General features: G+C 60.4%; 25 protein-coding genes. 10 read left to right on the plus strand and 15 right to left on the minus strand.

Features of this window, described 5'->3' with window-relative positions:
• Positions 1-12 precede the first annotated feature (12 nt).
• On the minus strand, positions 13-1,572 hold the full coding sequence (gene ftsY, locus ACQUQP_RS01210) for a signal recognition particle-docking protein FtsY (RefSeq protein WP_432697004.1): 1,560 nt from the start codon (positions 1,570-1,572) through the stop codon (positions 13-15).
• A 123-nt stretch (positions 1,573-1,695) separates the two neighbouring features.
• Here ftsY and ACQUQP_RS01215 point away from each other — a divergent pair, with 123 nt between their 5' ends.
• Positions 1,696-2,862, plus strand: coding sequence for a hypothetical protein (locus ACQUQP_RS01215; RefSeq protein WP_432697005.1), 1,167 nt, complete (start codon positions 1,696-1,698; stop codon positions 2,860-2,862).
• Entirely contained in the window at positions 2,859-3,473 is a 615-nt protein-coding gene (rsmD, locus tag ACQUQP_RS01220) for a 16S rRNA (guanine(966)-N(2))-methyltransferase RsmD (RefSeq protein ID WP_432697006.1), read from the plus strand. The genes ACQUQP_RS01215 and rsmD overlap by 4 nt, the downstream gene beginning before the upstream one ends.
• Here rsmD and ACQUQP_RS01225 read toward each other — a convergent pair.
• The gene (locus ACQUQP_RS01225; RefSeq protein WP_432697007.1) at positions 3,459-4,091 is read right to left on the minus strand and encodes a TetR family transcriptional regulator; all 633 of its coding nucleotides are present in this window, start codon (positions 4,089-4,091) and stop codon (positions 3,459-3,461) included. The genes rsmD and ACQUQP_RS01225 overlap by 15 nt on opposite strands.
• A gap of 359 nt (positions 4,092-4,450) precedes the next feature.
• Here ACQUQP_RS01225 and coaD point away from each other — a divergent pair, with 359 nt between their 5' ends.
• The gene (coaD, locus tag ACQUQP_RS01230; RefSeq protein ID WP_432697008.1) at positions 4,451-4,930 is read left to right on the plus strand and encodes a pantetheine-phosphate adenylyltransferase; all 480 of its coding nucleotides are present in this window, start codon (positions 4,451-4,453) and stop codon (positions 4,928-4,930) included.
• Between the two features lie 31 nt (positions 4,931-4,961).
• On the plus strand, positions 4,962-5,207 hold the full coding sequence (locus ACQUQP_RS01235; protein ID WP_132294208.1) for a YfhL family 4Fe-4S dicluster ferredoxin: 246 nt from the start codon (positions 4,962-4,964) through the stop codon (positions 5,205-5,207).
• 73 nt (positions 5,208-5,280) lie between these two features.
• On the opposite strand, the gene ACQUQP_RS01240 is transcribed toward ACQUQP_RS01235, so the two are convergent.
• Genes ACQUQP_RS01240 through ACQUQP_RS01250 form a run of 3 tightly spaced genes read right to left on the minus strand, consistent with a single transcriptional unit; the run spans position 5,281 to position 8,844 of the window.
• Complete coding sequence (locus ACQUQP_RS01240) at positions 5,281-5,796, minus strand: DUF501 domain-containing protein (RefSeq protein WP_432697009.1); 516 nt, start codon at positions 5,794-5,796, stop codon at positions 5,281-5,283.
• Between the two features lie 49 nt (positions 5,797-5,845).
• Entirely contained in the window at positions 5,846-7,927 is a 2,082-nt protein-coding gene (gene recG / locus ACQUQP_RS01245) for an ATP-dependent DNA helicase RecG (RefSeq protein WP_432697010.1), read from the minus strand.
• Entirely contained in the window at positions 7,927-8,844 is a 918-nt protein-coding gene (locus ACQUQP_RS01250) for a LysR substrate-binding domain-containing protein (RefSeq protein ID WP_432697011.1), read from the minus strand. Before ACQUQP_RS01250 ends, recG begins: the two co-directional genes overlap by 1 nt.
• Positions 8,845-8,894: 50 nt before the next feature.
• On the opposite strand from ACQUQP_RS01250, the gene ACQUQP_RS01255 reads away from it, so the two are divergent.
• The gene (locus ACQUQP_RS01255; RefSeq protein ID WP_432697012.1) at positions 8,895-9,734 is read left to right on the plus strand and encodes an SDR family oxidoreductase; all 840 of its coding nucleotides are present in this window, start codon (positions 8,895-8,897) and stop codon (positions 9,732-9,734) included.
• Between the two features lie 47 nt (positions 9,735-9,781).
• Here the strand turns inward: ACQUQP_RS01255 and ppk1 are convergent, their stop codons facing one another.
• From ppk1 to radC, 10 genes are all read right to left on the minus strand, one after another.
• Positions 9,782-11,953, minus strand: coding sequence for a polyphosphate kinase 1 (gene ppk1, locus ACQUQP_RS01260; protein WP_432697013.1), 2,172 nt, complete (start codon positions 11,951-11,953; stop codon positions 9,782-9,784).
• A 48-nt stretch (positions 11,954-12,001) separates the two neighbouring features.
• Positions 12,002-13,012 carry a porphobilinogen synthase gene (hemB, locus tag ACQUQP_RS01265; RefSeq protein WP_432697014.1) on the minus strand — a complete coding sequence of 337 codons (1,011 nt, stop codon included), beginning with the start codon at positions 13,010-13,012 and terminating at the stop codon, positions 12,002-12,004.
• A gap of 523 nt (positions 13,013-13,535) precedes the next feature.
• Positions 13,536-14,588, minus strand: coding sequence for an MJ1255/VC2487 family glycosyltransferase (locus ACQUQP_RS01270; RefSeq protein ID WP_432697015.1), 1,053 nt, complete (start codon positions 14,586-14,588; stop codon positions 13,536-13,538).
• Positions 14,589-15,119 (minus strand): phosphatase PAP2 family protein, encoded by a 531-nt coding sequence (locus ACQUQP_RS01275; RefSeq protein WP_432697016.1) that lies wholly within the window; start codon positions 15,117-15,119, stop codon positions 14,589-14,591.
• A gap of 101 nt (positions 15,120-15,220) precedes the next feature.
• Complete coding sequence (locus ACQUQP_RS01280) at positions 15,221-16,129, minus strand: alpha/beta hydrolase (protein WP_432697017.1); 909 nt, start codon at positions 16,127-16,129, stop codon at positions 15,221-15,223.
• A gap of 39 nt (positions 16,130-16,168) precedes the next feature.
• Positions 16,169-16,981, minus strand: coding sequence for a bifunctional DNA-formamidopyrimidine glycosylase/DNA-(apurinic or apyrimidinic site) lyase (gene mutM, locus ACQUQP_RS01285; protein ID WP_432697018.1), 813 nt, complete (start codon positions 16,979-16,981; stop codon positions 16,169-16,171).
• Positions 16,982-16,989: 8 nt separating this feature from the next.
• Positions 16,990-17,874, minus strand: a complete 885-nt coding sequence (locus ACQUQP_RS01290) for a DMT family transporter (RefSeq protein WP_432697019.1) — start codon at positions 17,872-17,874, stop codon at positions 16,990-16,992.
• Between the two features lie 210 nt (positions 17,875-18,084).
• Positions 18,085-18,255 carry a 50S ribosomal protein L33 gene (rpmG, locus tag ACQUQP_RS01295; protein WP_036511775.1) on the minus strand — a complete coding sequence of 57 codons (171 nt, stop codon included), beginning with the start codon at positions 18,253-18,255 and terminating at the stop codon, positions 18,085-18,087.
• A gap of 12 nt (positions 18,256-18,267) precedes the next feature.
• The gene (gene rpmB, locus ACQUQP_RS01300) at positions 18,268-18,504 is read right to left on the minus strand and encodes a 50S ribosomal protein L28 (RefSeq protein WP_432697020.1); all 237 of its coding nucleotides are present in this window, start codon (positions 18,502-18,504) and stop codon (positions 18,268-18,270) included.
• A 201-nt stretch (positions 18,505-18,705) separates the two neighbouring features.
• Positions 18,706-19,380, minus strand: a complete 675-nt coding sequence (gene radC / locus ACQUQP_RS01305) for a RadC family protein (protein ID WP_432697021.1) — start codon at positions 19,378-19,380, stop codon at positions 18,706-18,708.
• A 120-nt stretch (positions 19,381-19,500) separates the two neighbouring features.
• On the opposite strand from radC, the gene coaBC reads away from it, so the two are divergent.
• From coaBC to slmA, 5 genes are read left to right on the plus strand one after another with little or no spacing between them, the layout of a single operon-like run.
• The gene (gene coaBC, locus ACQUQP_RS01310) at positions 19,501-20,730 is read left to right on the plus strand and encodes a bifunctional phosphopantothenoylcysteine decarboxylase/phosphopantothenate--cysteine ligase CoaBC (RefSeq protein ID WP_432697022.1); all 1,230 of its coding nucleotides are present in this window, start codon (positions 19,501-19,503) and stop codon (positions 20,728-20,730) included.
• Positions 20,696-21,157: a dUTP diphosphatase gene (gene dut / locus ACQUQP_RS01315; protein WP_432697023.1), complete on the plus strand. Its 462-nt coding sequence runs from the start codon at positions 20,696-20,698 to the stop codon at positions 21,155-21,157. The genes coaBC and dut overlap by 35 nt, the downstream gene beginning before the upstream one ends.
• A gap of 51 nt (positions 21,158-21,208) precedes the next feature.
• On the plus strand, positions 21,209-22,597 hold the full coding sequence (locus ACQUQP_RS01320; protein ID WP_432697024.1) for a phosphomannomutase/phosphoglucomutase: 1,389 nt from the start codon (positions 21,209-21,211) through the stop codon (positions 22,595-22,597).
• A gap of 47 nt (positions 22,598-22,644) precedes the next feature.
• A complete protein-coding gene (gene argB, locus ACQUQP_RS01325) occupies positions 22,645-23,550 on the plus strand; it encodes an acetylglutamate kinase (RefSeq protein WP_432697025.1) in 906 nt (301 codons plus the stop codon).
• 9 nt (positions 23,551-23,559) lie between these two features.
• Entirely contained in the window at positions 23,560-24,165 is a 606-nt protein-coding gene (gene slmA / locus ACQUQP_RS01330; RefSeq protein ID WP_432697026.1) for a nucleoid occlusion factor SlmA, read from the plus strand.
• Positions 24,166-24,238 lie beyond the last annotated feature (73 nt).

Consider the following 24,238-nt stretch of genomic DNA (forward strand, 5'->3'; position numbering starts at 1 on the left):
TCGGTCCTTATCTCAGTCGAACAGTGCCTGGACGAATTCGTCAGCCTCGAACGGGCGCAGATCATCCACCTGCTCACCGACACCGATAAACCGGATCGGCAGCCCAAACTGCTTGGCGATGGCGAAGATGATGCCGCCCTTGGCGGTACCATCCAGTTTGGTCAGGGTAATACCGCTGACACCCACCGCTTCCTTGAACTGCTTCGCCTGGCTGATGGCGTTCTGGCCGGTACCGGCATCCAGCACCAGCATTACTTCATGCGGCGCGCTCGGATCGATCTTCTGCATGACGCGCACCACCTTCTGCAGCTCCTGCATCAGGTTGTCCTTGTTCTGCAGGCGACCGGCGGTATCGGCGATCAGTACATCCACGCCGCGGGATTTGGCGGATTCCAGCGCATCGTAAAGCACAGACGCGGAGTCAGCGCCGGTATGCTGGGCCACCACCGGCACGTTGTTACGCTCACCCCAGACCTGCAGCTGTTCCACCGCCGCGGCACGGAAGGTATCGCCCGCCGCCAGCATCACCGACTTGCCTTCACTCTGGTAACGCTTGGCCAGCTTGCCGATGGTAGTGGTCTTGCCGACGCCATTGACGCCAACCATCAGGATCACGGCCGGCGTTTTGTCTGCCGGCAGTACCAGCGGATGTTCGACGCCGCCGAGCAGGTCGGCCAGCTCTTCTTTCAGGGCACCGCGCAGCGCTTCCGGATCCTTCAGCTGCTTGCGCTCCACCCGGTCGGTCAGACGGGTGATGATCTCGGTGGTCGCTTCAACACCCACGTCCGCCATCAGCAGCAGGGTTTCGATCTCTTCCAGCAGATCGTCATCGATCTCCTTGGCACCCAGGAACAGGCTGCCAAGCTGCTCGGTGAGGCCAGCCTTGGTGCGGCTCAGGCCACTCTTGATGCGATCGAACAGGCGCTTTTTCTTCGCCTCGGGCTTTTCTGCAGGCGCGGGAGCGGGAGCGGGAGCAGGCTCAGGCTCGGGTTCAGGCTCAACAGCCTCTTTCTCGGGCGCGGCCTCTGCTACCGGCTCGGCTTTTTCTTCCGTTTCCGGCTGCTCGGCGCTTTCAGGCTCGGCCTCTTGTGCCGCGGCTTCTTCGGGGGCTTCGTCTTTAGTGGCTTTCGGTGCTTCCTGCTCAGCCGGTGCCTGGGCTTCAGTGGGGAGCTCCGCTGCCGCTTCTGCAGGCTTTTCTGCCTCAGGCTCAGGCTTAGCTTCAGCTTCTACCTGTTCACGCGCCTCGCGCGCCTGGTCTTCAAGCTGCTCCTGCTCCCTTTCAAGCTCGGCACGCGCGGCCTCGGCCTTTTCGGCCTCCAGGGAAGCCTGCCCAAGCACATCGGTTGCCGCCTCGCTGGCTTCCTGCTCCGGTTTGGCCGGCGCGGGTTCTTCGATCTTCTCGGCGGCTGATTCCGACTTGTCCACAGCCGGCTTTTCAGCGGGCGTCTGCTTATCGCCGCGCTGGTACAGGTAGATCGCGAGCAGAATGACAAATGCGAGGGCGCCGAAGGCGTAGGGCACGATACTGGGATCAAGCCCGTTTGCGAGCATCCAGTTATAGAGAGCTTCCATAAATTCTGTACTATCCGGGTAACAAATAGGGGGTATCGCGTCGCGATCCCGTTCATTGAGAGTCTAAAGCGCGCTATCTTACCATAGCGTTGCATATACCCAACCGAAGGACAGCAAAAGGCTGTGGCACCACCTAAACATAAACCGCTATTCAACCGCCGCTACCTGCTGATTCTGGTATGGGTCTTGCCGATCATGATACTGCTGCTGCAGCGAGGCGGCAGTGAGAGCCCCATAGACAGGGTCCAGTGGGATGGCGAACGCCAGGCCTATCTGCTGCCGGCAAGCCGCGATGACATTCTCCTGACCCTGATAATTCCGTTGTCACAGGCACTGACCGACCGGGACTGGATCGGGCAGCGCGTCCGTATTGAATCCCTGCGCCAGCAGCTCGCAGATACAACACTCCAGCACTGGCTGTCGCAACAGGGCTGGCAGGCCGACATCAGCCAGGCGCCCACCCACCTGCGGGTGAGTCTCCAGATGCAGGCACCTCCCCAGGCTTCTCAGATGCGCCGCTTTTATTCGCTGCTGACCTCCGACGTCCCCCAAACCACATTGGCCAAGCGTGCCAGGGCGGAGCGCTATCTGGAGTCGCGCCAGGATGAGGTGCGCCTGTTAGCCGCCCTCGGTGACAGACTGCCGGCACAGGAGGCCTCCCGGCCTGAGACGCCGCTCTGGATCCTGGCGGGCAAGCTCGACCGTGTATCCGGCAGCACTCAAGCGCCAGCATCGCAATCCCCAGCCCGTTCACGCGGCTGGAGCCCCGGTGTTATCAGCCTGGATGATCGCTCACACCCGGCCAGATCATACTGGCAGTTAACGGGGCACCCCCAGCCCGCGCCCACTAACGGTGCGGAACTGGCCAACCAGCGGCTCGATGCCGAGCTGGTAGCCCAGCTTCTTTCCCGGTCAGCGGCGCAGTTCGAATCCTACCGCTGGATCTGGAAGCCCCTGGTCCGGGGCGGGTACCGCGCGCTATTGACGCTGGAAACACCCTCTGTGACAGATACGGCGCCGATACCCGCACTGGCCGCCCGGCTGGATCAAGCGCTGCTGGACACTACCCGGGACGCGCTGCTGGAACGTTACGAGCGGATGCTGGATGAATCGCCACAGCAGTGGCTTGAACTGGTCGCCCTGTACCGTCTGCCACTGGACAGTCATCGGGCGTTTCGCGATACACTGCTTGCCGCCGAACTGAGTTCGGCCAAAAGCCGGGTCAACGATCTTTTTAACCCGCACCAGAATCTGCAGATCAGTTTTATCACCGCTGGAAACCAACAATGAGCCGCCGCACCTCCCGCAAACGCCCCGACAACACCGATCAGGCGTTCGTCCGTATCATCGGTGGAGACTGGCGCAGCCGCCGGGTCCCCTTCGCCGCCATCGAGGGACTTCGCCCCACGCCAGATCGTGTCAGGGAAACTCTGTTCAACTGGCTACTGGGCGTGACCGACGGTGCCCGCTGTCTGGATCTCTGTGCCGGCAGCGGTGCCCTGGGCCTTGAGGCCCTGTCCCGGGGAGCGCGCTCGGTTACCTTTATTGACCAGTCTCCGCTGGTGGCGAGAACACTGAAAGCGAATCTACAGAGCCTGAAAGCGCAGAATGCCGAGGTGGTCAATGCGTCTGCCCTGGACTGGCTGACCACCCTGCCGCTGGACGAGTCGGAGCGATTCGACCTGGTGTTTATGGACCCCCCCTTCCGCAAGGGCCTGATCGCACCCCTGTGCACCCTGCTGGAAAGCCGGAACCTGCTCGCCGAAGGTGCGATGATCTATATCGAATGCGAACGGGAGCTGGACCTGCCGGAGATGCCGGCGCACTGGGCGCTGTACCGGGAAAAACAGGCCGGGCAGGTGAGCTATCGCCTGTATGAGCGCAGCTCAGACCATGGATGACTTGAGGACTCTCAACCCCTGGATCTGCGTCGCCAGCAGGTAATCGGCCTGCTTACGCAGATCGAAACGCTCCGGTACCGTGAGCCAGAGATCGATGGCGCCGATAATGGCGATCAACAGACTGTCGCTGAGCAGGTCCAGATCCAGCTTTTTGCGCAGCTGCTTCTGCTTGCGGGCCTGTTTCAGAAAATAGTGGATAAAGTCGCGCCAGCTATCGAGTTCCTGATTTAGCACCGGCTCCAGCTCCGCCAACTCCGGCGAGCGGCCACGGCCGTAGTGGAAAACCCGGTACAGACACTGCAACTCTTTATTGCCCGCAAACTCGGCCAGCGCCGCACGTAAAAAATGCTCCAGCGCTTCCAGCGCATCCTGCTGCACCGCCTGGCGCTGATCCAGGTAGTGCTTTTCAAACGGCCACTCCGCCCGCAGGTGAAGCTGAACCAAAAGATCGCGCTTATTGCGAAAATGCCAATACATGGCGCCGTGTGTAACACCTGCCTCGGCAGCGATGCGCTTCATCGTGACGGCTTCCGTACCCTGAGCCGCAAACAGCTCCAACGCCTTGTTCAATAATCCCTGACGAGTAGCTTCCGCTTCCTCTCGACTTCGCCTGACCAACGAATTTCCCTCATATTTTCAACGATGTTGATGCGACTGCATCAACCCCGTGAAATTTACGTTGCACAAATCACGTATTCAACAACCGACACCAAACTGTCATGAAACTATCATAAAGGTCCGGCAAAACTGTCCGCCGTTCTTTCGTCCCATCGCTTTTAATTCTTTATAGCTATAAATATTTTTAATTTTTATAACCAATATAGAGATGGCGATTCCATTATTCTATTTGTGCGCCTCTGGTAATTGGGCTAACATCCGCGCCATAAAGGAAGCTTAGATGGTGATCTGCTCCAAAGGACGCGGAGATCCCGCTTCAAACAGTGTCGCTAATAAATAGATATAGGTCAGCGCCTGTGATGAATACGGTAGTCTATCCCGGCACCTTCGACCCGATCACCAACGGTCACACCGACCTGGTAGAGCGTGCCGCTCGCCTGTTCGACCGTATCGTGGTTGCTGTGGCGGACAGTCCCAAAAAGGGACCAGCCCTGTCACTGGAACTCCGTGTCGATCTGGCGCGGCAAGCACTTGCACATCTCGACCATGTGGAAGTAGTCGGTTTCGACTGCCTGCTTGCTGACTTTGTCCGTGAACAGAACGCTAATGTAATCCTGCGCGGGCTTCGAGCCGTATCGGATTTCGAGTATGAGTTTCAGTTGGCGAACATGAATCGCAAACTGGCACCCGACGTCGAAAGTCTGTTTCTGACGCCGGCCGAAAGCCTGTCATTCATATCTTCGACCCTGATCCGTGAAATCGCATCACTGGGCGGCGATGTGGACAAGTTCGTGCACCCGTCCGTGGCACAAGCCCTGAAGCAGCGTTACTCGTCCTAACTTAAACCTGTCAGTCATTGAGGTAGCCACCATGGCATTGATGATTACCGATGAATGCATCAACTGTGATGTATGCGAACCGGAATGCCCGAACGAGGCAATCTCTCCGGGTGAAGAGATTTACGAAATCGACCCTGGCAAATGCACCGAGTGCGTTGGCCACTACGATACTCCGCAGTGTGTCGAAGTTTGCCCGGTCGACTGTATTCCGAAAGATCCGGATCACGCCGAAACCGAAGATCAGCTGATGGATAAATACCACAAGCTGATGGGCTAACGGCCCCTACCTTTCAGGTAGTCACAAAAACGGCAGCCCCAGGGCTGCCGTTTTTGTTTTCAGACAGGAATAGTCAGATCCTGATTTCCGCCAACCGCTCGCGCAGACCGTATTCACGGTCCATCCACTCACCGACCAGATTCTCTCCCACCAGGTGATGGGCATACTGCATATGCAGGCAGCGCACCTTGTCCCACTGGGCAATACCGCCAATACCGTATTTGCTAAACAGTTCGGTGAAGCCCAGGGTTTCGATCTTCTGCCGGTCCTCGTCACTCATCGCCTGCCAGCGCCGCTCCACGTAAGCCTGCTGCTGCCGGGCATAACGCTCGCGTAACGCCTCATCCTGCGCCAGCAGCTGCTCGATACGCTTCACCCCGCCCGCCGTCTCGATCTCGGCGATCATCTGGTAAAGATCCCTGGAGCAGAGCCAGTACAGGGTCGGAAACGGCTTGTCATCGACCAGCGATCGCATCTGCAGCACGACAGGGACACCGCTGTCGGTCACATAGGCCAGATCGGTGATACCGCGGGGTTTGCGTCCCAGCTGACGTTCAATGATCTCGAGTTGTGCACTGTCCGGCAGCATCGCGGTACCCTGAAATAAATAATGAAAATAACGAAAGGATAAATTGAGTTTAGACCCGGGCGTAGGCTTCACCCTGCCCCAGCCAGCGCCGGATCAGCGCGTCCATCAACGCGGGCGCCTGCCCGATATCGACCGCTGCCTGTTTAACCCTTGGCAGCAGCGCCGCATCGCGCTGCAGATCGGCAATACGAAACTGCATCATGCCGGTCTGGCGAGTGCCCAGCACTTCACCGGGGCCACGCAACTCCAGGTCTTTCTCGGCAATGCGGAAGCCGTCGGTACTTTCGCGCATGACGGCGAGGCGCTCACGCCCCTGCTGCGACAGCGGCGCATGATACATCAACACACAGAAGCTCTCGACCGACCCCCGTCCGACACGACCGCGCAGCTGGTGCAGCTGGGCAAGTCCCAGGCGCTCCGGGTTTTCGATAATCATCAGGCTGGCATTAGGCACATCCACGCCCACCTCGATCACCGTGGTCGCCACCAGCAGATCCAGCTCGGCGGCCTTGAAGCTTGCCATGATCGAGGCTTTTTCCGCCGCCTTCAGCCGCCCGTGCACCAGTCCGATACGCAGCTCTGGCAGCACCTCTTTCAGTGACTCCGCCGTCACCTCCGCGGCCTGACACTGCAGCGCCTCCGACTCTTCGATCAGGGTGCAGACCCAGTAAGCCTGACGCCCTTCACGACAGGCACTGCGCACCCGCTCGATCACTTCGTCACGGCGACCGTCGGCGATCACCACGGTATTCACCGGCGTCCGTCCGGGTGGCAGCTCGTCAATGATCGAGCAGTCCAGGTCGGCATAGGCGCTCATGGTCAGGGTGCGCGGGATCGGGGTGGCGGTCATGATCAGCTGGTGTGGGGTTTGCTCCCCCCTGCGGCCTTTCTCCCGCAGACTCAGGCGCTGATGCACACCAAAGCGATGCTGCTCATCCACCACCACCACCGCCAGATCATGGAACTGGACATCGTCCTGGAACAACGCATGGGTGCCCACCACCAGCTGTGCCTCGCCACTGGCGATCCGCTCCAGCTCGCGGGCGCGCTGCTTGCCTTTGACCTTGCCGGCCAGCCAGGCGGCGCTGATGCCGAGCGGTTCGAGCCAGGCGGAAAAGTTGTTGAAATGCTGCTCGGCGAGTATTTCGGTCGGTGCCATCACCGCAGCCTGGGCGCCGTTTTCCAGCGCCTGCAGCGCCGCCAGGGCCGCCACCACCGTTTTGCCGGAACCCACATCCCCCTGCACCAGCCTTAACATTGGTACTGGCATGTTAAGATCCCGGGCCACCTCCCGGGCCACACGCAGCTGCGCCTGGGTCAGTTCGAACGGCAGCCCCTTGATAAACGGGACACTCAGCTTCCCGGTCGCCTTGAGCAGCGGTGCGCCCTGTTCGCGCACGCTCTGCCGGATCTTCAGCAACGACAGGTGATGTGCCAGCAGCTCCTCAAACGCCAGCCGCTGCTGCGCGGGATGTTTGCCTTCCAGCATCTGTTCCTGATCTGCCGCCACCGGTGGCTGATGCAGATAGCGGATCGACTCGGTCAGCTCAGGCAGCTTCCATTGCTGGCGCAAGGTATCCGGCAGCAGATCCTCTACGATGCCCTTGTCCAGCCAGCCCAACGCCTGCTCCACCAACGTGCGAATACGGCCCTGGGTCAGCCCCTCGGTCAGTGGATAAACCGGCGTCAGAGCGTCATCGACACGCACGGCACCCTCGTCGGCAATCACCTTGTATTCGGGGTGCACCATCTCCAGTGAAGCAGGCCCCGGGCGCGCTTCGCCAAAGCAGCGAATGCGCCGGCCCTGGGCCAGGCTGTTCTTCTGCGCCGCCGAGAAGTGGAAAAACCTCAGGGTGATCGAACCGGTGCCATCCTGAACCCGACACATCAACGCACGGCGGCGGCCGTGGGTGATATCGCTGGCAGCGATATGACCGACGATCACACCTTCGTCGCCGGGTCTCAGGCTGCCGATCGGCAACACCCGGGTACGATCCTGATAGCGCAGCGGAAGATGCAGCAGCAAGTCCTGGATCGTCTCTATACCGAGCCGCTCCAGCTTCAGTGCCAGCGCCGTTCCCACCCCCTTGAGTTCGGTGATAGGTACCGGTCTGGCTGAAACGGACAGCATCAGGCGATATCCGCCACCGGCCCGGCCTGGTGGCACTCCATAATCGCCCGCATCAGTACTTCAATCGCCTGTGGACGCGGGAAGCTTGCGCGCCAGGCCACCGCCACGGTGCGCATCGGCTGCGGCTTCTTGAACGGTACGGTGGAGACCAGGTTGCGTGACGGATGACCTTCGATGGCGGAGATCGGCAGCACGCTGGTACCCAGCCCCGACGCCACCATCATACGGATGGTCTCCAGCGAACTGCCCTCGGTGATGGTGTGCTTGTCATGGAACGACTGGTTCAGCACCGGGCAGGCTTCGAGCACCTGGTCACGGAAACAGTGCCCCTCGCCCAGCAGCAGCATGCGCTCGTCGCTGATCTTGGAGCTGTCGATCTCTTTCTCTTTCGCCATCGGGTGCTCTTTCGGCAGCACCATCATGAACGGCTCGTCATAGAGCGAGCGGGTCAGTACATCCGGCTCATGAAACGGCAGTGCCAGAATGATCGCATCGAGCTCACCGGTGCGGATCTTGCCACGCAGTACCTCGGTGAAGTTCTCCTCGATATAGAGCGGCATCTGCGGCGCCATCTGCTGCACCTTGGGCACCAGCTTCGGGAACAGGTAGGGGCCGATGGTATAGATCGCGCCTACACGCAGAGGGGACGCCAGCTGATCCTTGCCCTCTTTTGCCAGTTCACGGATCGCCTCGGACTGCTCCAGTACCATCTGCGCCTGGCGCACCACCTTCTCACCCACAGGCGTCACCCGCACCGCGTTCTTGCTGCGCTCGAACAGGGCCACGCCGAGCTCCTCTTCCAGCTTCTTCACGGCGATCGACAGGGTGGGCTGGCTCACATAGCAGCGCTCGGCGGCATGACCAAAATGCTGTTCCTGCGCCAGGGTGACTATGTAACGAAGCTCCGTCAGCGTCATGCAGATTCCTCTGTTAAGATGTAAAGCCGAGCGATTGCGTGGAGATACGAATGCAAAATACCCGGGTACTCATTGCCGGTTGTGGCGATGTCGGATCCGCCCTGGGACTGAATCTCGCCGCTGAAGGCGCCGAGGTGTACGGTTTGCGGCGTACTATAAACCAGCTCCCCGGGGCCATCCAGCCACTGGCCGGCGATCTATCCTCCGCCGACGGCCTGCCGGATCTGCCGGCCTGCGATTACCTGGTCTACAGCGCCGCGGCCAAAAGCCGTGACCCCGAGGTTTACCGTTCGGTCTATGTAGACGGCCTCAGGCGCGTATTGAACGCGCTGCCGAAGCCGCCCCGCCACCTACTGCTGACCGGTTCCACCGGTGTTTACGCGCAGAAACAGCATGAGTGGATCGACGAGTTCAGCGCCACCGAGCCGGACAGCCCCACCGGGCGCATCCTGCTCGAGAGTGAACACCTGGCGCTCTCATCGGGTCTGCCCGCCAGCGTGGTTCGTTTTTCCGGCATCTACGGACCGGGCCGCACCCATCTGCTGAATCAGGTCCGTGCCGGCATCCAGGCACCGGAAGCCCCGATACACTATAGCAATCGAATCCATCGCGATGATTGTGTAGGTATATTAGCCCATCTGCTCAGGATGGCGCGCTCGGGCAAACCTCTGGCCCCGATCTATCTGGCCAGCGATGATGCACCCACCCCGATCAGCGAGGTAATGGGCTGGCTGGCAAAACAGATCGGAGTGCAGATCAACGAGCGGCGCCCTGTTCGTCGGGGCGGCAGCAAGCGTTGCCGCAATCTGCGCATGAAAGCCACCGGCTACCCGTTGTTGTACCCGGATTTCAGGGCGGGATTCAGCGAGTTGCTGAGTTCAGAAGACTGAAAGGGAGGGACTGACCCCGGCGCAATACCGGGGTCAGTGGATCGGGATCAGCTGTTGGCGAGTTCGTTCAGCAGCTGCTGCTGGGCGCTGAAGCGCTCCTCACCTTCCGCCGGCTGGCTCAGCGTATAGCTGCCATCGGAGTGCAACTCCCAGCTCTGGCAGTTATCCTGCAGGTAGTAGCCCAGTTCGTTGCGGATCCGCTCGGCGTGCTTGCCGTAGAGTTCAAAGCCGGTCTCGACACGGTTGAGCATGTTGCGCTCCATCCAGTCGGCACTGGAACAGATCACCGTCGGCTTGCCTGCGTTGGCGAACCAGTAGACCCGGGTATGCTCCAGGAAACGCCCGATGATCGAACGCACGCGGATATTTTCGGAGATACCGGGCAGACCGGGACGCAGACGGCACATGCCGCGGATAATCAGGTCGATCTTTACCCCCGCCTGAGACGCTTCGTACAGAACGCGGATCAGCTTCGGCTCGGTCAGACCATTCACCTTGATGATGATGTGCGCTTCCTTGCCCGCCTTGGCGTTGCGCATCTCGTTCTGCATCAGCTCGATCATCTTGGCGTGCAGGGTGAACGGCGCATTGTAGAGCTTCTGCAGCTTCTGGATCTTGCCCATGCCGGTGAGCTGCTGGAAGATCTTGTGCACATCCTCACCGACCTGATCATCGGCGGTCATGTAGCTGTAGTCGGTATACAGACGCGCGGTGCCGGAATGGTAGTTACCGGTACCCAGGTGACAGTAACGTACCAGCTTATTACCTTCGCGGCGCACCACCAGCATCATCTTGGCGTGGGTCTTGTAGCCGACCACTCCGTAGACCACCAGACAGCCGGCTTCCTGCAGGCGGCTGGCCAGCTGCAGGTTGCTCTCCTCATCGAAGCGGGCGCGCAGCTCGATCACCACCGTGACCTCCTTGCCGGCACGGGCCGCTTCCACCAGGGCGTTGACGATGTCCGACTTCACACCGGTACGGTAGAGCGTCTGCTTGATCGCCACGACCTCCGGGTCCTTGGCGGCCTGACGCAGCAGATCCACCACCGGAGAGAACGACTGGAAGGGGTGCTGCAGCAGCTGATCGCTGCGCTTGAGCGCCGCAAAGATATCATCGCTGTTCTTCAGCTTGTTGGGCAGGCCCGGCGTAAACGGCGGCCAGCGCAGATCCTTGCGCTCGACCAGATCCCGCACCGCCATCAGACGGGTCAGGTTCACCGGTCCCGTAACGCGGTAAACGTGCTCCGCCGGCAGGCTGAACTCCTCCTGCAGAAACTCGATCAGGTGCGACGGCGTGCGGCCGTCCACTTCGAGACGTACCGCATCACCGAATTTACGTGAGTGCAGTTCGCCGCGCAGGGTACGCGCCAGATCCTCGATCTCTTCGAAGTCGAAGGTCAGGTCGGCATTACGGGTGATACGGAACTGGTAGCAACCCTTCACCTGCATGCCCGGGAACAGGGTATCGGCAAATTCATGGATCACCGATGACAGGAAGATCAGGTTATCACCGCCCTCGCAGAGCTCATCCGGCAGACGGATAAGACGCGGCAGGGAGCGCGGTGCCGGGATGATCGCCATACCGGTTTCACGGCCAAAGGCATCCTTACCTTCAAGCTCGACCATGAAGTTCAAGCTCTTGTTGACCAGGCGCGGGAAGGGGTGGGACGGATCCAGACCGATCGGGCTGATTACCGGCAGCAGTTTTTCGTTGAAGTACTCCTCAACCCAGGCGCGCTGCTCCGGGGTCCAGGCACCACGACGCACGAAGTGAATGCCTTCACGCTCCAGCGCCGGCAGCATGATATCGTTGAGAATGCGGTACTGGCGGTCGACGTTGACCTCACAGATCTCACGGATCTTCTCCAGCACTTTCTGCGGGTGCATGGCATCGGGGCCCACCGCCTCACGACCGTACTTGAGCTGGCGCATCTGCTCAGCGACCCGGATTTCGAAAAACTCGTCCAGGTTGCTGGAGAAGATCAGCAGGAACATCAGTCGCTCAAGCAGCGGCTGCTCTTCATCCAGCGCCTGCTCCAGTACCCGCACGTTGAACTGCAGATGACTCAGCTCACGGTTGATATAGAGCTCAGATGCCTTGAGATCCACCGGCGGCGTGTCGACATCGATTGGTTCGATGGTCGGCAGGATCTCGCGGCTTTCGCGCAATGCGACCGTCGCTTCGGCAGCATCCTGCTCTGTGTGTTCGGCGTCTGCCATTTCGGTTACTCCAGTCTGCAGCTCCATTGTCTCTCCGCCTAATATAGATTAACTGTTCAGCAGGCGCGCCGCTCTCATGGCAAAGTAGGTCAGAATGCCATCGGCGCCTGCACGCTTGAACGCCATCAGCGATTCAAGCATTACGCTTTCTTCATCGAGCCAGCCGCTCTGGAAGGCCGCCATATGCATGGCGTACTCGCCACTGACCTGGTAGGCGAAGGTGGGCACCTTGAGCTCACTCTTCACCCGTCTGACAATATCCAGGTAGGGCATACCCGGTTTAACCATCACCATGTCGGCACCTTCGCCCAGATCCAGCGCCACCTCATGCAGCGCTTCGTCGCTGTTGGCCGGATCCATCTGGTAGGTGAACTTGTTACCCTTACCCAGGTTTCCTGCCGAGCCCACCGCATCACGGAAAGGACCGTAGTAAGCACTTGCATACTTTGCTGAATACGCCATGATGCGGGTATTCACAAAGCTGTTATCCTCGAGCTCGTCACGAATCTGGCCGATACGGCCATCCATCATGTCGCTGGGCGCCACGATATCCGCGCCGGCCTCCGCGTGGGACAGCGCCTGGCGCACCAGAGTCTCGACAGTGATATCGTTGAGCACATAGCCGCGATCATCGATGATGCCGTCCTGGCCGTGGGTGGTGAACGGGTCCAGCGCCACGTCGGTGATCACGCCGAGCTCCGGCACCGCTTCCTTGATCGCACGTACCGCGCGCTGCGCCAGCCCGTTCGGATTGAACGCCTCTTCCGCCATCTCGGACTTGGCACTGAGCGGTGTCACCGGGAACAGAGCAACCGCGGGAATCCCCAGCGCCGCCACCTCTTTCACCTCTTTTACCAGCAGATCGATACTCAGCCGCTCGATACCGGGCATAGAGGCAACCGACTCACGCGCGTTGCTGCCTTCGATCACGAACATCGGATAGATCAGGTCATCGGGGGTCAGCGTGTTTTCACGCATCATGCGGCGGGAAAAATCATCCGCGCGCATACGGCGCATGCGGGTATCGGGGTAGAAGCGTTGACTGTTGGTGAACGTCACGGTGTGTATCCTTTATCAGCTTCGCATTTGACGACAGAATGATGACAGCAAGATGACAATCAGACGCCCTGCTGTCGATTCCGCCATGTTACCCCAATCACCCGGCAGTGAGTGCATCCAGAGTCGCTAGAAGCTGTTGCAAAAATATTGATCTCACTCAAAGTCGGGAAAGGATTTGCGGCAGTGCCGAAAAATTAGGAAAAATTCCTATATCCATTTTTTTCCGCACTGCGATAATTACACCCATGGATCTCCTGTTCACGGACCGAACAATCGGACGGCCAAGTAAGCATCGAAGGACAGCAGGACGCACGCAGGACGCGAACAGATGCAAGGGAAAACGGAAGCCATTTTAAGGGGGCGTATGACGGAACATACGCCCCTTTATCTTTTCTGGCCCCGCCGCACCCGTTAAACCACACCCTCCCCGCTACACCTCCAGATAGACAGACGCCACAGAGCAGACTCAGGCCACTGCGCAGCCGCGTTCGGGTGGAGGAGATAGAGTTTCAGGACTGATCCGTCAGGAAAGCTGTTCGGCAAGCAGGCCGGCAGACTGAAAATCGCGCCATAACCGCGTGGAGAGATCCGCCACCGGCGCCTCGGCCCCCTGGGCCAGCCATTCCACCAGCGCACCGGCCGTATCCGGCCAGGGAAGAGGATCGGGATTATCCCCCGGCAGCCAGCGGGCAACGGCATCAGTGGAGAGCTTGTTCATCACCTGTCCACGCTCCAGTTGCTGCAGCGCCCGGGCATTGGCAAGCTGCTCCACCTGCCCACCCAGAGGCTTCACCAGCAGTTTTTTGCCTGCCTGCAGGGTTTCACTGCACAGGCCAAAACCGGCATTACAGATCACCCCGTCGCAGCGGGCCAGATCCGCCTGGAAACCATCGCGGGAAAGCGGCCTGACCGACAGATTGCCCTCATCCAGTGGCGTGTCGACACGGGCATAGATCACAAAGCGGTAATCGCTGAATGGCCTCAGCACCGCCTTGATATCCTCCATCGCCTCAAACGGCAGATACACCAGTATCCGGCCCGCCTCGCGAGATAACGGCAGACGCTGGGGTTCGATCAAGGGCGGAAGGATCGGTGCATTAAATGGGTGCCAGTGAACACCCACTTTCACGTCAGCCGGTGCAAACAGGCTCAGACAGGGTTTCAACAGGGGCGCCCGTTCGACACCGGGCACCCGGTAGCAGAACGCATACTGGTGGGCCACACCGATACTGCGCACCTTCTGCAGCTTCGCCGCCCAGGCGGTGACCGGCTCGAAGTCGGTCAGCACCAGGTCATAGCCGGACAGATCCAGCGCGCGCACGTCACGAATCAGCTCCGGGAGGCTGTTATCCCGCAGCGTACGGTAACGCTGCACCTTGCCCGCTTCGGTGACAAAGGTCATACCGCGGCGGGTACGATACTCACCGAAGGGTTCCATATTGAAGTAGGCATCCGCCGGACGGCCGCTGAACATGTAGTCGACCTCAAGCCCGGCCTTTGCCAACGCCGCCGACATCACCCGTGCCCGGGTAATATGACCGTTCCCCGTTCCCTGTACACCGTAAAGTATCCGCATTCAGATCAGCTCCCAGAGGTGTAGAGCCACCACGGCGGAGCAGACACCGAGCAGAATACCGGCAGCGATATCGCTGGGATAATGCACGCCCAGCAGTACCCGCGACAGACCGATCAGGCCGGCCAGGATAAACACCAGCGGCGCCAGCGGCGGGTAGAACGCGGACATGATCGTGGCAAAAAGGAAGGCTGCAGCAGCGTGCCCGGATGGAAAACTGAACTTGTCGGACGGCTTGATCACGGCCCTGAATCCGCTCAAGCGGTCACAGGGGCGGTCGCGGCGAATGGTGTTTTTCAGGATCAGGTAGAGCGGCATCTCCAGCGCGAAGGCCATCAGGCCCACCTGCAGGAAGATAACACCCTGCTCGCGCTCCCAGAGGGCGAAGCCCAATCCCACCAGCAGATACAACACACCGTCGCCCAGCCGGGAGACAAATCGACTTACCGGTGCCAACCCCAGGTTCCGGTGCAGATCATTGCACCAGTAGAAAAAACGCGTATCCAGGGCGGTCAGTTTCTGAAGTCTGTTCATCGCAGTCATCCGCTTCTGTGCAGCCTGGGCACATTATTTGCGATCGCGGATGACAGACGGATGACGCGGGGTTGACGCTTTAATGAACAGCGTCGTAGAGGCTAGAGGTGGAGCCAGTCACAGGCACGCTGCGCCAGGTGCGCCGGGTCATCCCAGGGAATCATATGGCCTTCGTCGGGCAGCACCAGCAGTTCGGTCGGGTGCGCCACCCGATCGATGACCCGGTTGGCATAACTGACCGGCAAGACTTCGTCCCTGTCGCCCTGGATGATACCGAGGCGGAAGTCGAAAGCGCTGGAACAGATAGCGGCACGGTGCGTAAACAGGCTGGCCAGCGTACTGACCGGGTAATCGAAAACCACCAGGGGATCGTCATTGATCACTTCACCTGCAGGATTGCCGGCCAGCAGGGTGTCAAAATCCATGAAGGAGCGTAAGGGCACCCGCAGCCCCGGGAACCACTGTGCAGCTCCCCAGGTCCAGAACCAGCCCATCTGATGCAGCATGTCGGGGGGCTCTTCGGTCAGCAGCAGGGTGCCACAGAGCACGGAGTCTACCCGCTTGTCGGCTTCGGCCAGGGCCAGCGCAACAACCGCACCGATGGAGTAGCCGTAGACCAGGACCCTGCCGTTACTGCGTCCTTGCAGCGCAGAGATGACCCGTTCCAGATCACAGACCGTTGACGCTACGGTGTAGACGCCCCGGGAGCCGTCCGAATAACCGTGCCCCCTTGGATCGACGCCGACCACGTTAAAGCCGCGATCACTGATCCGCGCCAGCAGCTCGGCGTAGAGTTCACAGTAGGTACCGATACCCGGCAGGAACAGCAGCAGCGGCGCGTCGTCCGAGTAGTGATAGTATTCACAGTGCACGCCATCCGGGCCGATGCGAAAGGCCTGCCGCCGCGCCAGATAGGGGCCAATCCCCAGGCGTCGGCGCAATTCATCCCTGAGCGGATCATCACTGTAATCAAAGATCGGTGGAGCCAACTCTTCAGCAGGGCGGTTCATCTTTCCTCCTCAAGCGATCAGGCAGGTCCGGCTGTGCGGCTAGCGCTGGCAGGAGGGGCAGTAAACGGTGCTTCGCTGCCCCAGGCGCACCTCTTTCAATATATTGCCACAGGCGGTACAGGACTCACCAGCACGGCCGTATACATGCAGCTCCTGCTTGAAATAGCCCGGTTTGCCGTCACCGCCGACAAAATCCCTTAGCGTAGTGCCGCCCTGCTCGATCGCCCGTGCCAACACCTGCTTGATACAGGCGACCAGCGTTTCCAGCCGTGCCGCGGAGATCCGCCCCGCCGCACGGCGCGGGTCGATGCCCGCCTGGAATAGCGCTTCGTTGGCGTAGATATTCCCCACGCCCACCACCACCTGGCTGTTCATGATCAGCGTCTTGATCGCCGTTTTGCGCCCCTGGCAGCAGGCCTGCAGGTAGCCGGCATCAAACTCGTCCGACAGCGGCTCAGGCCCCAGCGAGGCCAGCAGGGAGTGCAGCTCATTGTCCGGCTGCCAGAGCAGAGCGCCAAACCGGCGCGGATCGGTGAGCCTGAGCATTGAACCACTATCCAGCAGCAGGTCCACATGGTCGTGCTTACCGGCCGGGGTATCCGCCGGCAGGATACGTACGCTGCCAGACATCCCCAGGTGCAGCAGCGCCGCACCGCCATCCACGCTGATCAGAATGTATTTGCCGCGCCGGGTAACCGCGCGGATGGTTTTTCCCTCGAGACAGGCGGCCAGCTGTTCAGGAACGGACCAGCGCAGCCGCGGCTGGCGAACCACCAGACGGGTGACGATACGACCTTCAAGATGCGGGGCGATACCGGCCCGGCTGGTTTCGACTTCGGGTAATTCAGGCATGGATCCACTTAACTCGACGCGGCCTGACGCCGCAGAACCAGATAAACGCCGCTGACAGTCACGCCAACCCCGAGCAGCGCCAGGGCGCCCAGCTGCTCATCAAACAGCAGCCAGGCCTCTATCGCGGTAACCGGCGGCACCAGATAGAAATAGCTGGCCACTCTGGATGCCTCACCTTCGCGGATCATCAGCAGCAACAGCAGAATAGCTGACACCGACAGCCCCAGTACCAGCCAGGCCAGGGCGCCGATCAACTCGGGCTGCCAGTCCACCTCACCGGTTTCGAACATCCAGGTCAGCAGTCCCATCCAGAGCGCCGTGGCCAGATACTGGTAAAAGGAACCGGTGAGCAGGTTTACGCCCTGGCCAAAGTGCTTCTGGTACAGCGTGCCCAGCGAGATGGCGACCAGTGCGATCAACACACTGATAAGCGCCGGGGCGTTAAGATCGAACTGGCCCAGACGGTTACCGCCGGCCAGCACCAGTGCCACGCCCAGCAGACCCAGCACCAGACCAAGCCACTGCAGCGGCAGCAGGCGCTGACGCCAGACCACCCAGGCCAGTACCGCCGTCAGCAACGGCTGCAGGCCGACGATCAGCGATGCCACGCCGGCGGGCATCTGCCAGTCAATCGCGGCAAATACCCCACCAAGATAGCCCGCGTGCACCAGGGAACCGACCACCATCTGGTGCAGCGCCTGGCGCGGCCCGGGCCAGGCAGCGTGAAACGCCAGCACCAGGCCGAGGAACACCAGCAGCGTCACAAGCATGCGGATAAACAGGAAATTGAACGGCTCGATATAGGGCAGCCCGAAACGCGCACCGATAAAGCCTGTACTCCAGAGCAGCACAAACAGCAGCGGTATATAGCGTTTCAGCGCAGCAACGGGCATCGGGCCTGACCCTCAATCGACGGAAAGGCCCAAGATACCGGAGACTGGCACCGCGGGTATAGACAGATTCCGGCAACAGCGCAGGGAAATCGGACCTTGAAGCGGTGCAGCAGCGCGATCATCTACCCGGCAACTTGCCGACGCCGGTTACGATCTGGGGACATAAAAAAACCCCGGCCGGGGCCGGGGTTTTTTCTGAAGCCTTATCAATTACTTGATCTTGGCTTCTTTGTAGATCACGTGCTTGCGAACAACCGGATCGTATTTCTTGAATTCGAACTTGTCCGGGGTGTTACGCTTGTTCTTGTCGGTGGTGTAGAAGTGACCAGTACCAGCAGAGGATACCAGACGGATCTTCTCGCGTGCGCCTTTAGCAGCCATGATTCAATCTCCTCAGACTTTCTCGCCACGGGCGCGCAGTTCAGACAGAACTACTTCGATGCCCTTCTTGTCGATGATACGCATGCCCTTGGAAGAAACACGCAGACGAACGAAACGGTTTTCGCTCTCAACCCAGAAACGGTGCCAGTGCAGGTTCGGCAGGAAACGACGACGCGTCTTGCGCTGGGAGTGAGAAACGTTGTTACCGGTTACCGGGCGCTTGCCCGTTACCATGCAAACTCGAGACATTGTTTTAAACCTTATCTTAAAGGGTTTGACTTAACCTCTGTCAGATACTTATCGAGAGCAAAACAGCAGCTCTCTCAGGCGGAGCGTCCAAAACCCGGACAAAATCCCGTACCATTAGGAGACAGAAGGCCGCGTACTATACAGAGATCGCCGCCAAAGCACCAGTCTTTTTGGCTAATTATTCACCAGCCTGGCTTCGGGTTAAATCCACCCCCGTTCCGCGAAGGAAACACTTTCGCCATCGCCCACCACCAGGTGATCCAGCACCCGCACCTCCACCAGCGCCAGCGCATCGATCAGACGGTCGGTGATCTGCCGGTCGGCCTGGGAGGGCTCTGCCACCCCGGACGGATGGTTATGCGCCAGAATCATCGCCGCCGCCTGATGCCTCAGCGCCAGTGACACCACTTCGCGCGGGTAGACGCTGGCGGCGTTGATGGTACCGAAGAACAGCGGTTCGAAGCGGATCACCCGGTGCCGGTTATCCAGCAGCAGACAGGCAAACACCTCGCGGTTTTCATGTCTGAGCTGGGCTGCCAGGTAGCGTCGCACCGCCTGCGGGCTTTCCAGCGCCGAGCCGCGTTGCAACTGCGCTTCCAGATGGCGACGCGACATCTCCATCACCGCCTGCAGCTGCACATACTTGGCATCGCCCAACCCCAGCGCGGCACAGAACTCCTGTCGCGGGGCCTCTATCAGCGGCCTCAGCCCACCGAAAGTACTTAACAGCTCCCGCGCCAGATCCACCGCGCTCTTGCCTTTGACTCCGGTGCGCAGAAAGATCGCCAGCAACTCCGCATCGGAGAGCGCCTCGGCGCCGCGCGCCAGCAGTTTTTCCCTTGGCCGCTCGTCGGCGGGCCAGTCTGTGATCGCCATTTGCCACCTCCCTGTGGTTTCGATCGCACTGCCTGCACTACGCAATACAGCATCAGAATGTTATCTTAAAGGGCTTGTTTATCCCAAGCCTCCACCCCGCATTCATCGGATTCACAGGGTATGCACAGACTTACTAACCGCCGGATTCTACTGGGCATCACGGGCGGTATCGCGGCCTATAAAAGCGCCGAGCTGACACGGCTTCTGAAAGGCGCAGGTGCCGACGTTCGCGTGGTCATGACGCCCGCCGCCACCGAATTCATTACACCGCTGACACTGCAGGCACTGTCCGGCAACCCGGTCCATCTGCAACTGTTAAACCCTGAAGCCGAAGCCGGCATGGGCCATATCGAACTGGCGAAATGGGCGGACCTGATTCTGGTGGCGCCGGCCAGTGCCGACTTCATTGCCCGCCTGGCGGCCGGTATGGGCGATGACCTGCTCACGACACTCTGCCTGGCCAGCGATGCTCCCATCTGCCTGGCCCCCGCCATGAACCAGGCGATGTGGCGCGACACGCGCACCCAGCAGAACATGGCAAAGCTGCGCGATACTATTAATGTCAAAGCCTTCGGCCCCGGCAGTGGCGCACAGGCCTGTGGCGATACCGGCCCCGGACGGATGCTGGAGCCTGCAGAAATTGCCCAGTTCTGTGCCGAGCAGTTCGATTTCCAGGCGTTAACCGGTCGCCACGTCTGCATCACCGCGGGTCCCACCCGTGAGGCGATCGACCCGGTGCGCTACATCTCCAATCACAGCTCCGGCAAGATGGGCTACGCCCTGGCGGAAGCGGCCCGTGACGCCGGCGCCCGGGTCACACTGATCTCGGGACCGGTCAATCTGGGCGTCCCCGACCGGGTGCAGCGCGTTGAGGTCGAGAGCGCACAGCAGATGCTGGACGCCGCCCTGAACAGCCTGCATGACTGCGACCTGTTTATCGCCGCCGCTGCCGTGGCCGATTACCGTCCGGTTGCCGTGGCGGAGCACAAGATGAAAAAAGGCGCCGAAGAGATCATGGAGCTGCGCCTGACCAAGAACCCGGATATCGTCGCCAGCGTTGCTGCGTCCGAGTCCAGGCCCTTTACCATCGGCTTCGCAGCAGAAACCCGCGATGTGCTGCAGTACGCCCGGGACAAACTGACGCGCAAACGCCTGGACCTGATCGTCGCCAATGACGTGTCCGCCGAGGGCATAGGCTTTAACAGCGATGAAAACGCCGTGACACTGATCGGGCCCAGCAGCGAAGAAACGCTGCCGCAATCATCGAAACAGCAGTTGGCACGCCAACTGATCAACCGCATAGCAGAGCACTTCAATGAACAAGCGAAAACTACAGGTAAAGATTCTTGATGACCGCATCGGCGGTCAGTTCCCGCTGCCGGCCTACGCCACCGACGGCTCCGCGGGCCTCGACCTGCGCGCCTGCCTGGACGAAGCCATCACGCTGGAGCCAGGCCAGACCGAGCTGATCCCCACCGGCCTTGCGATCCATATCGAGGATCCGAACCTGTGCGCCATGATCCTGCCACGCTCGGGGCTGGGCCATAAGCACGGCATCGTCCTGGGCAACCTGGTGGGTTTGATCGACTCCGACTACCAGGGCCAGCTGTTTGTCTCCTGCTGGAACCGCGGCAATACCACCTTTACCGTGGAACCGGGCGAGCGTATCGCCCAGATGGTACTGGTACCGGTGGTGCAGGCCGACTTTGAAGTGGTTGATGAGTTTACCGACAGCGACCGCGGCGCCGGCGGTTTCGGCTCTTCGGGCCGGCACTGAGGCCAGAGCAATTATGCGTCTCTCAGCCAGGTGCACAGCAAGGAGCAGGTTATGAGTTTTGATCTGGAGACATTCGACGCAGGCGTTTTCCGCGCCTATGACATCCGCGGTATCGTCGGCGCGTCACTGACCGAACCGCTGGTCTACCACCTCGGCCGCGCCTTCGCCGCCAGCGCTCACAGCCTGGGTATCGGAGAGGTGATCGTCGCTGCCGACGGCCGCCTGTCCGGCCCGCGCCTGAAAGAGGTACTCAGCGAAGGTCTGCGCGACGGCGGCGTGGATGTGATCGATATCGGCTATGTACCGACACCGGTGCTCTACTTTGCCGCCCACCAGCATGCCCACCAGACCGGCATCATGATCACCGGCAGCCACAACCCGTCCGACTACAACGGCTTCAAGATGATGCTTGCCGGACACACCCTGTCCGGCGAAGAGATCCAGGAACTGCGCACCCGCATCGAGAAGCGCGACTACACCGAGGGCAAGGGTTCAGGCTCTGAAGAGGATGTGGCCGAGAGCTACCTGCAGCGTATCACCGGCGACGTGCACATCAGCCGACCGCTGAAGGTGGTCGTCGACTGCGGTAATGGTATCCCGGGTATCCTGGCACCGGAGCTGATCCAGCGCCTGGGCGTGGAGGTGATCCCGCTTTTCTGCGACGTGGATGGCACCTTCCCGAACCACCATCCTGATCCGGGCAAGCTGAAAAACCTACAGGATGTGATCGCCAAGGTCGCCGAAACCGGCGCTGACCTGGGACTCGCCTTCGATGGCGACGGCGACCGTGTCGGTGTGGTGACCGGCACAGGCAAGGTGGTCTACCCGGACCGCGTCATGATGCTGTTCGCCGAGGACGTGGTGGCGCGTAACCCGGGCGCCGAAATCCTGTTCGACGTGAAATGCTCGCGCCGGCTGCCGAAGGTGATCGAAAACGCCGGTGGCAAGCCGACCATGTGGAAAACCGGCCACTCGCTGATCAAGCGCCAGATGAAGGAGAGCGGTGCGCTATTGGCCGGCGAGATGAGCGGCCATATCTTCTTCAAGGAGCGCTGGTACGGCTTCGATGACGGCCTTTACAGTGCCGTGCGCCTGCTGGAAATTCTGGCACGGCGGGAAGAAACCGCCGATGCGATTTTCAGCGGCTATCCTGAGGATATAAGCACGCCGGAGATCAATATTCCGGTCACCGAAGAAAACAAGTTCCGGATCGTGGACGCCCTGCAGCAGCTCGATTTCCCCGGTGGCGAAGCCTGCCGCATCGACGGCCTCCGCGTCGATTACCCGGATGGCTGGGGCCTGGTACGCGCTTCCAACACCACGCCGGTGCTGGTGCTGCGTTTCGAGGCCGAGAGCGAAGCGGCGCTTGAACGTATCCGCAACGCATTCCAAACCCGACTGCACAGTGTCGACGCCAGTCTCGATATTCCCGAGGAATAAGCGCGAGAAACAGGCGTCTTCAGCCATATCAATCAGAGGATGAGTCAATGCCCCTTACCCGTAGTCAGGCGATCTCCACCGCCCAGGTACTATCCGAAGCGATGCCCTATATCCAGCGCTTCGTCGGCCAGACGCTGGTGATCAAATATGGCGGCAACGCCATGACCGATGACAAGCTCAAGGAGAGCTTTGCCCGTGACATCGTGATGATGAAGCTGATCGGCATCAACCCGATCGTGGTCCACGGTGGTGGTCCGCAGATCGGCGATCTGCTTGAAAAGCTCAGCATCGAGTCCAAGTTCATCAACGGCATGCGCGTCACCGATTCCAAGACCATGGATGTGGTCGAAATGGTGCTCGGCGGCATGGTCAACAAGGAGATCGTCGGCCTGATCAATGCCGCCGGCGGCAAGGCGATCGGCCTGACCGGCAAGGATGGCGAGCTGCTGCGCGCACGCAAACTCAAGGTGAAGCACAAGACACCGGAGATGGAAGCACCGGAGATCATCGACATCGGCCATGTGGGCGAGGTGGAAAAGGTCAACGTGCGGGTCCTGGAGATGCTGGTCAACTCCGACTTTATCCCCGTCATCGCACCGATCGGCGTCGACGAAAAGGGCGAGTCCTACAACATCAACGCCGACCTGGTTGCCGGCAAGGTAGCCGAGGTACTGCAGGCGGAAAAGCTGATTCTGCTGACCAACATCGCAGGTCTCATGGATAAGGATGGCAAGGTCCTGACCGGCCTCTCCACGCGTCAGGTGGATGAGCTGATCGAGGACGGCACCATCTACGGCGGTATGCTGCCGAAGATCGGCTGCGCCCTAAGCGCAGTGAAATGTGGCGTAAACAGCGCTCACATCATCGATGGCCGGGTCGAGCACTCCTGCATGCTGGAGATCTTCACCGACGAAGGTGTCGGCACCCTGATCACAAACCGGAACCTCGGCTAAGGACAGCGGATGAGCGAAATACAGCAGGAACGGAAAGTCTCCCGTCGCGAGCAGATACTGCAGGCGCTCGCGCAGATGCTGGAGGGCAACCCCGGCGCCCGCATCACCACTGCCGCCCTGGCACGGGAAGTCGGTGTCTCGGAAGCGGCGCTTTACCGCCACTTCCCGAGCAAGGCACGGATGTTCGAAGGCCTGATCGGCTTTATCGAGGATACGCTGTTTTCCCGGGTTAACCTGATCGTCGGCTCCGACGCCAGTGGCAAGCGCCAGTGCGAACAGATCCTTACGCTGCTGCTGGCGTTTGTGGAGAAGAATCCGGGCATGGCACGCATTCTCACCGGCGATGCCCTGGCCGGCGAAACCGAGCGCCTTCGTACCCGGGTCAACCAGCTGTTCGAGCGCCTGGAAACCCAGCTCAAGCAGATCATGCGCGAAGCGGAAGTCCGCGAAGGGCTGCGCACCGAGATCCCGGCGGGTTCGGCCGCCAACCTGATTCTCGCCACTGCTGAAGGTCGTATCCGTCAGTTTGTGCGCAGTGAATTCAAACGCCGCCCCACAGAGTTCTGGCCAGAACAGTGGGCACGCCTCGCCCAGGGCCTGTTCCGCCCCTCCTGATGATTTACTGAGGGCACTTCCGGGTGCCCTGCCTTCCCATCGATTTCACTATACGAAACAGGGCAGCTATCGG

The sequence above is a fragment of the Marinobacterium sp. YM272 genome (assembly GCF_050908845.1).
In the GTDB taxonomy this organism is placed as follows: Bacteria; Pseudomonadota; Gammaproteobacteria; order Pseudomonadales; family Balneatricaceae; genus Marinobacterium_D.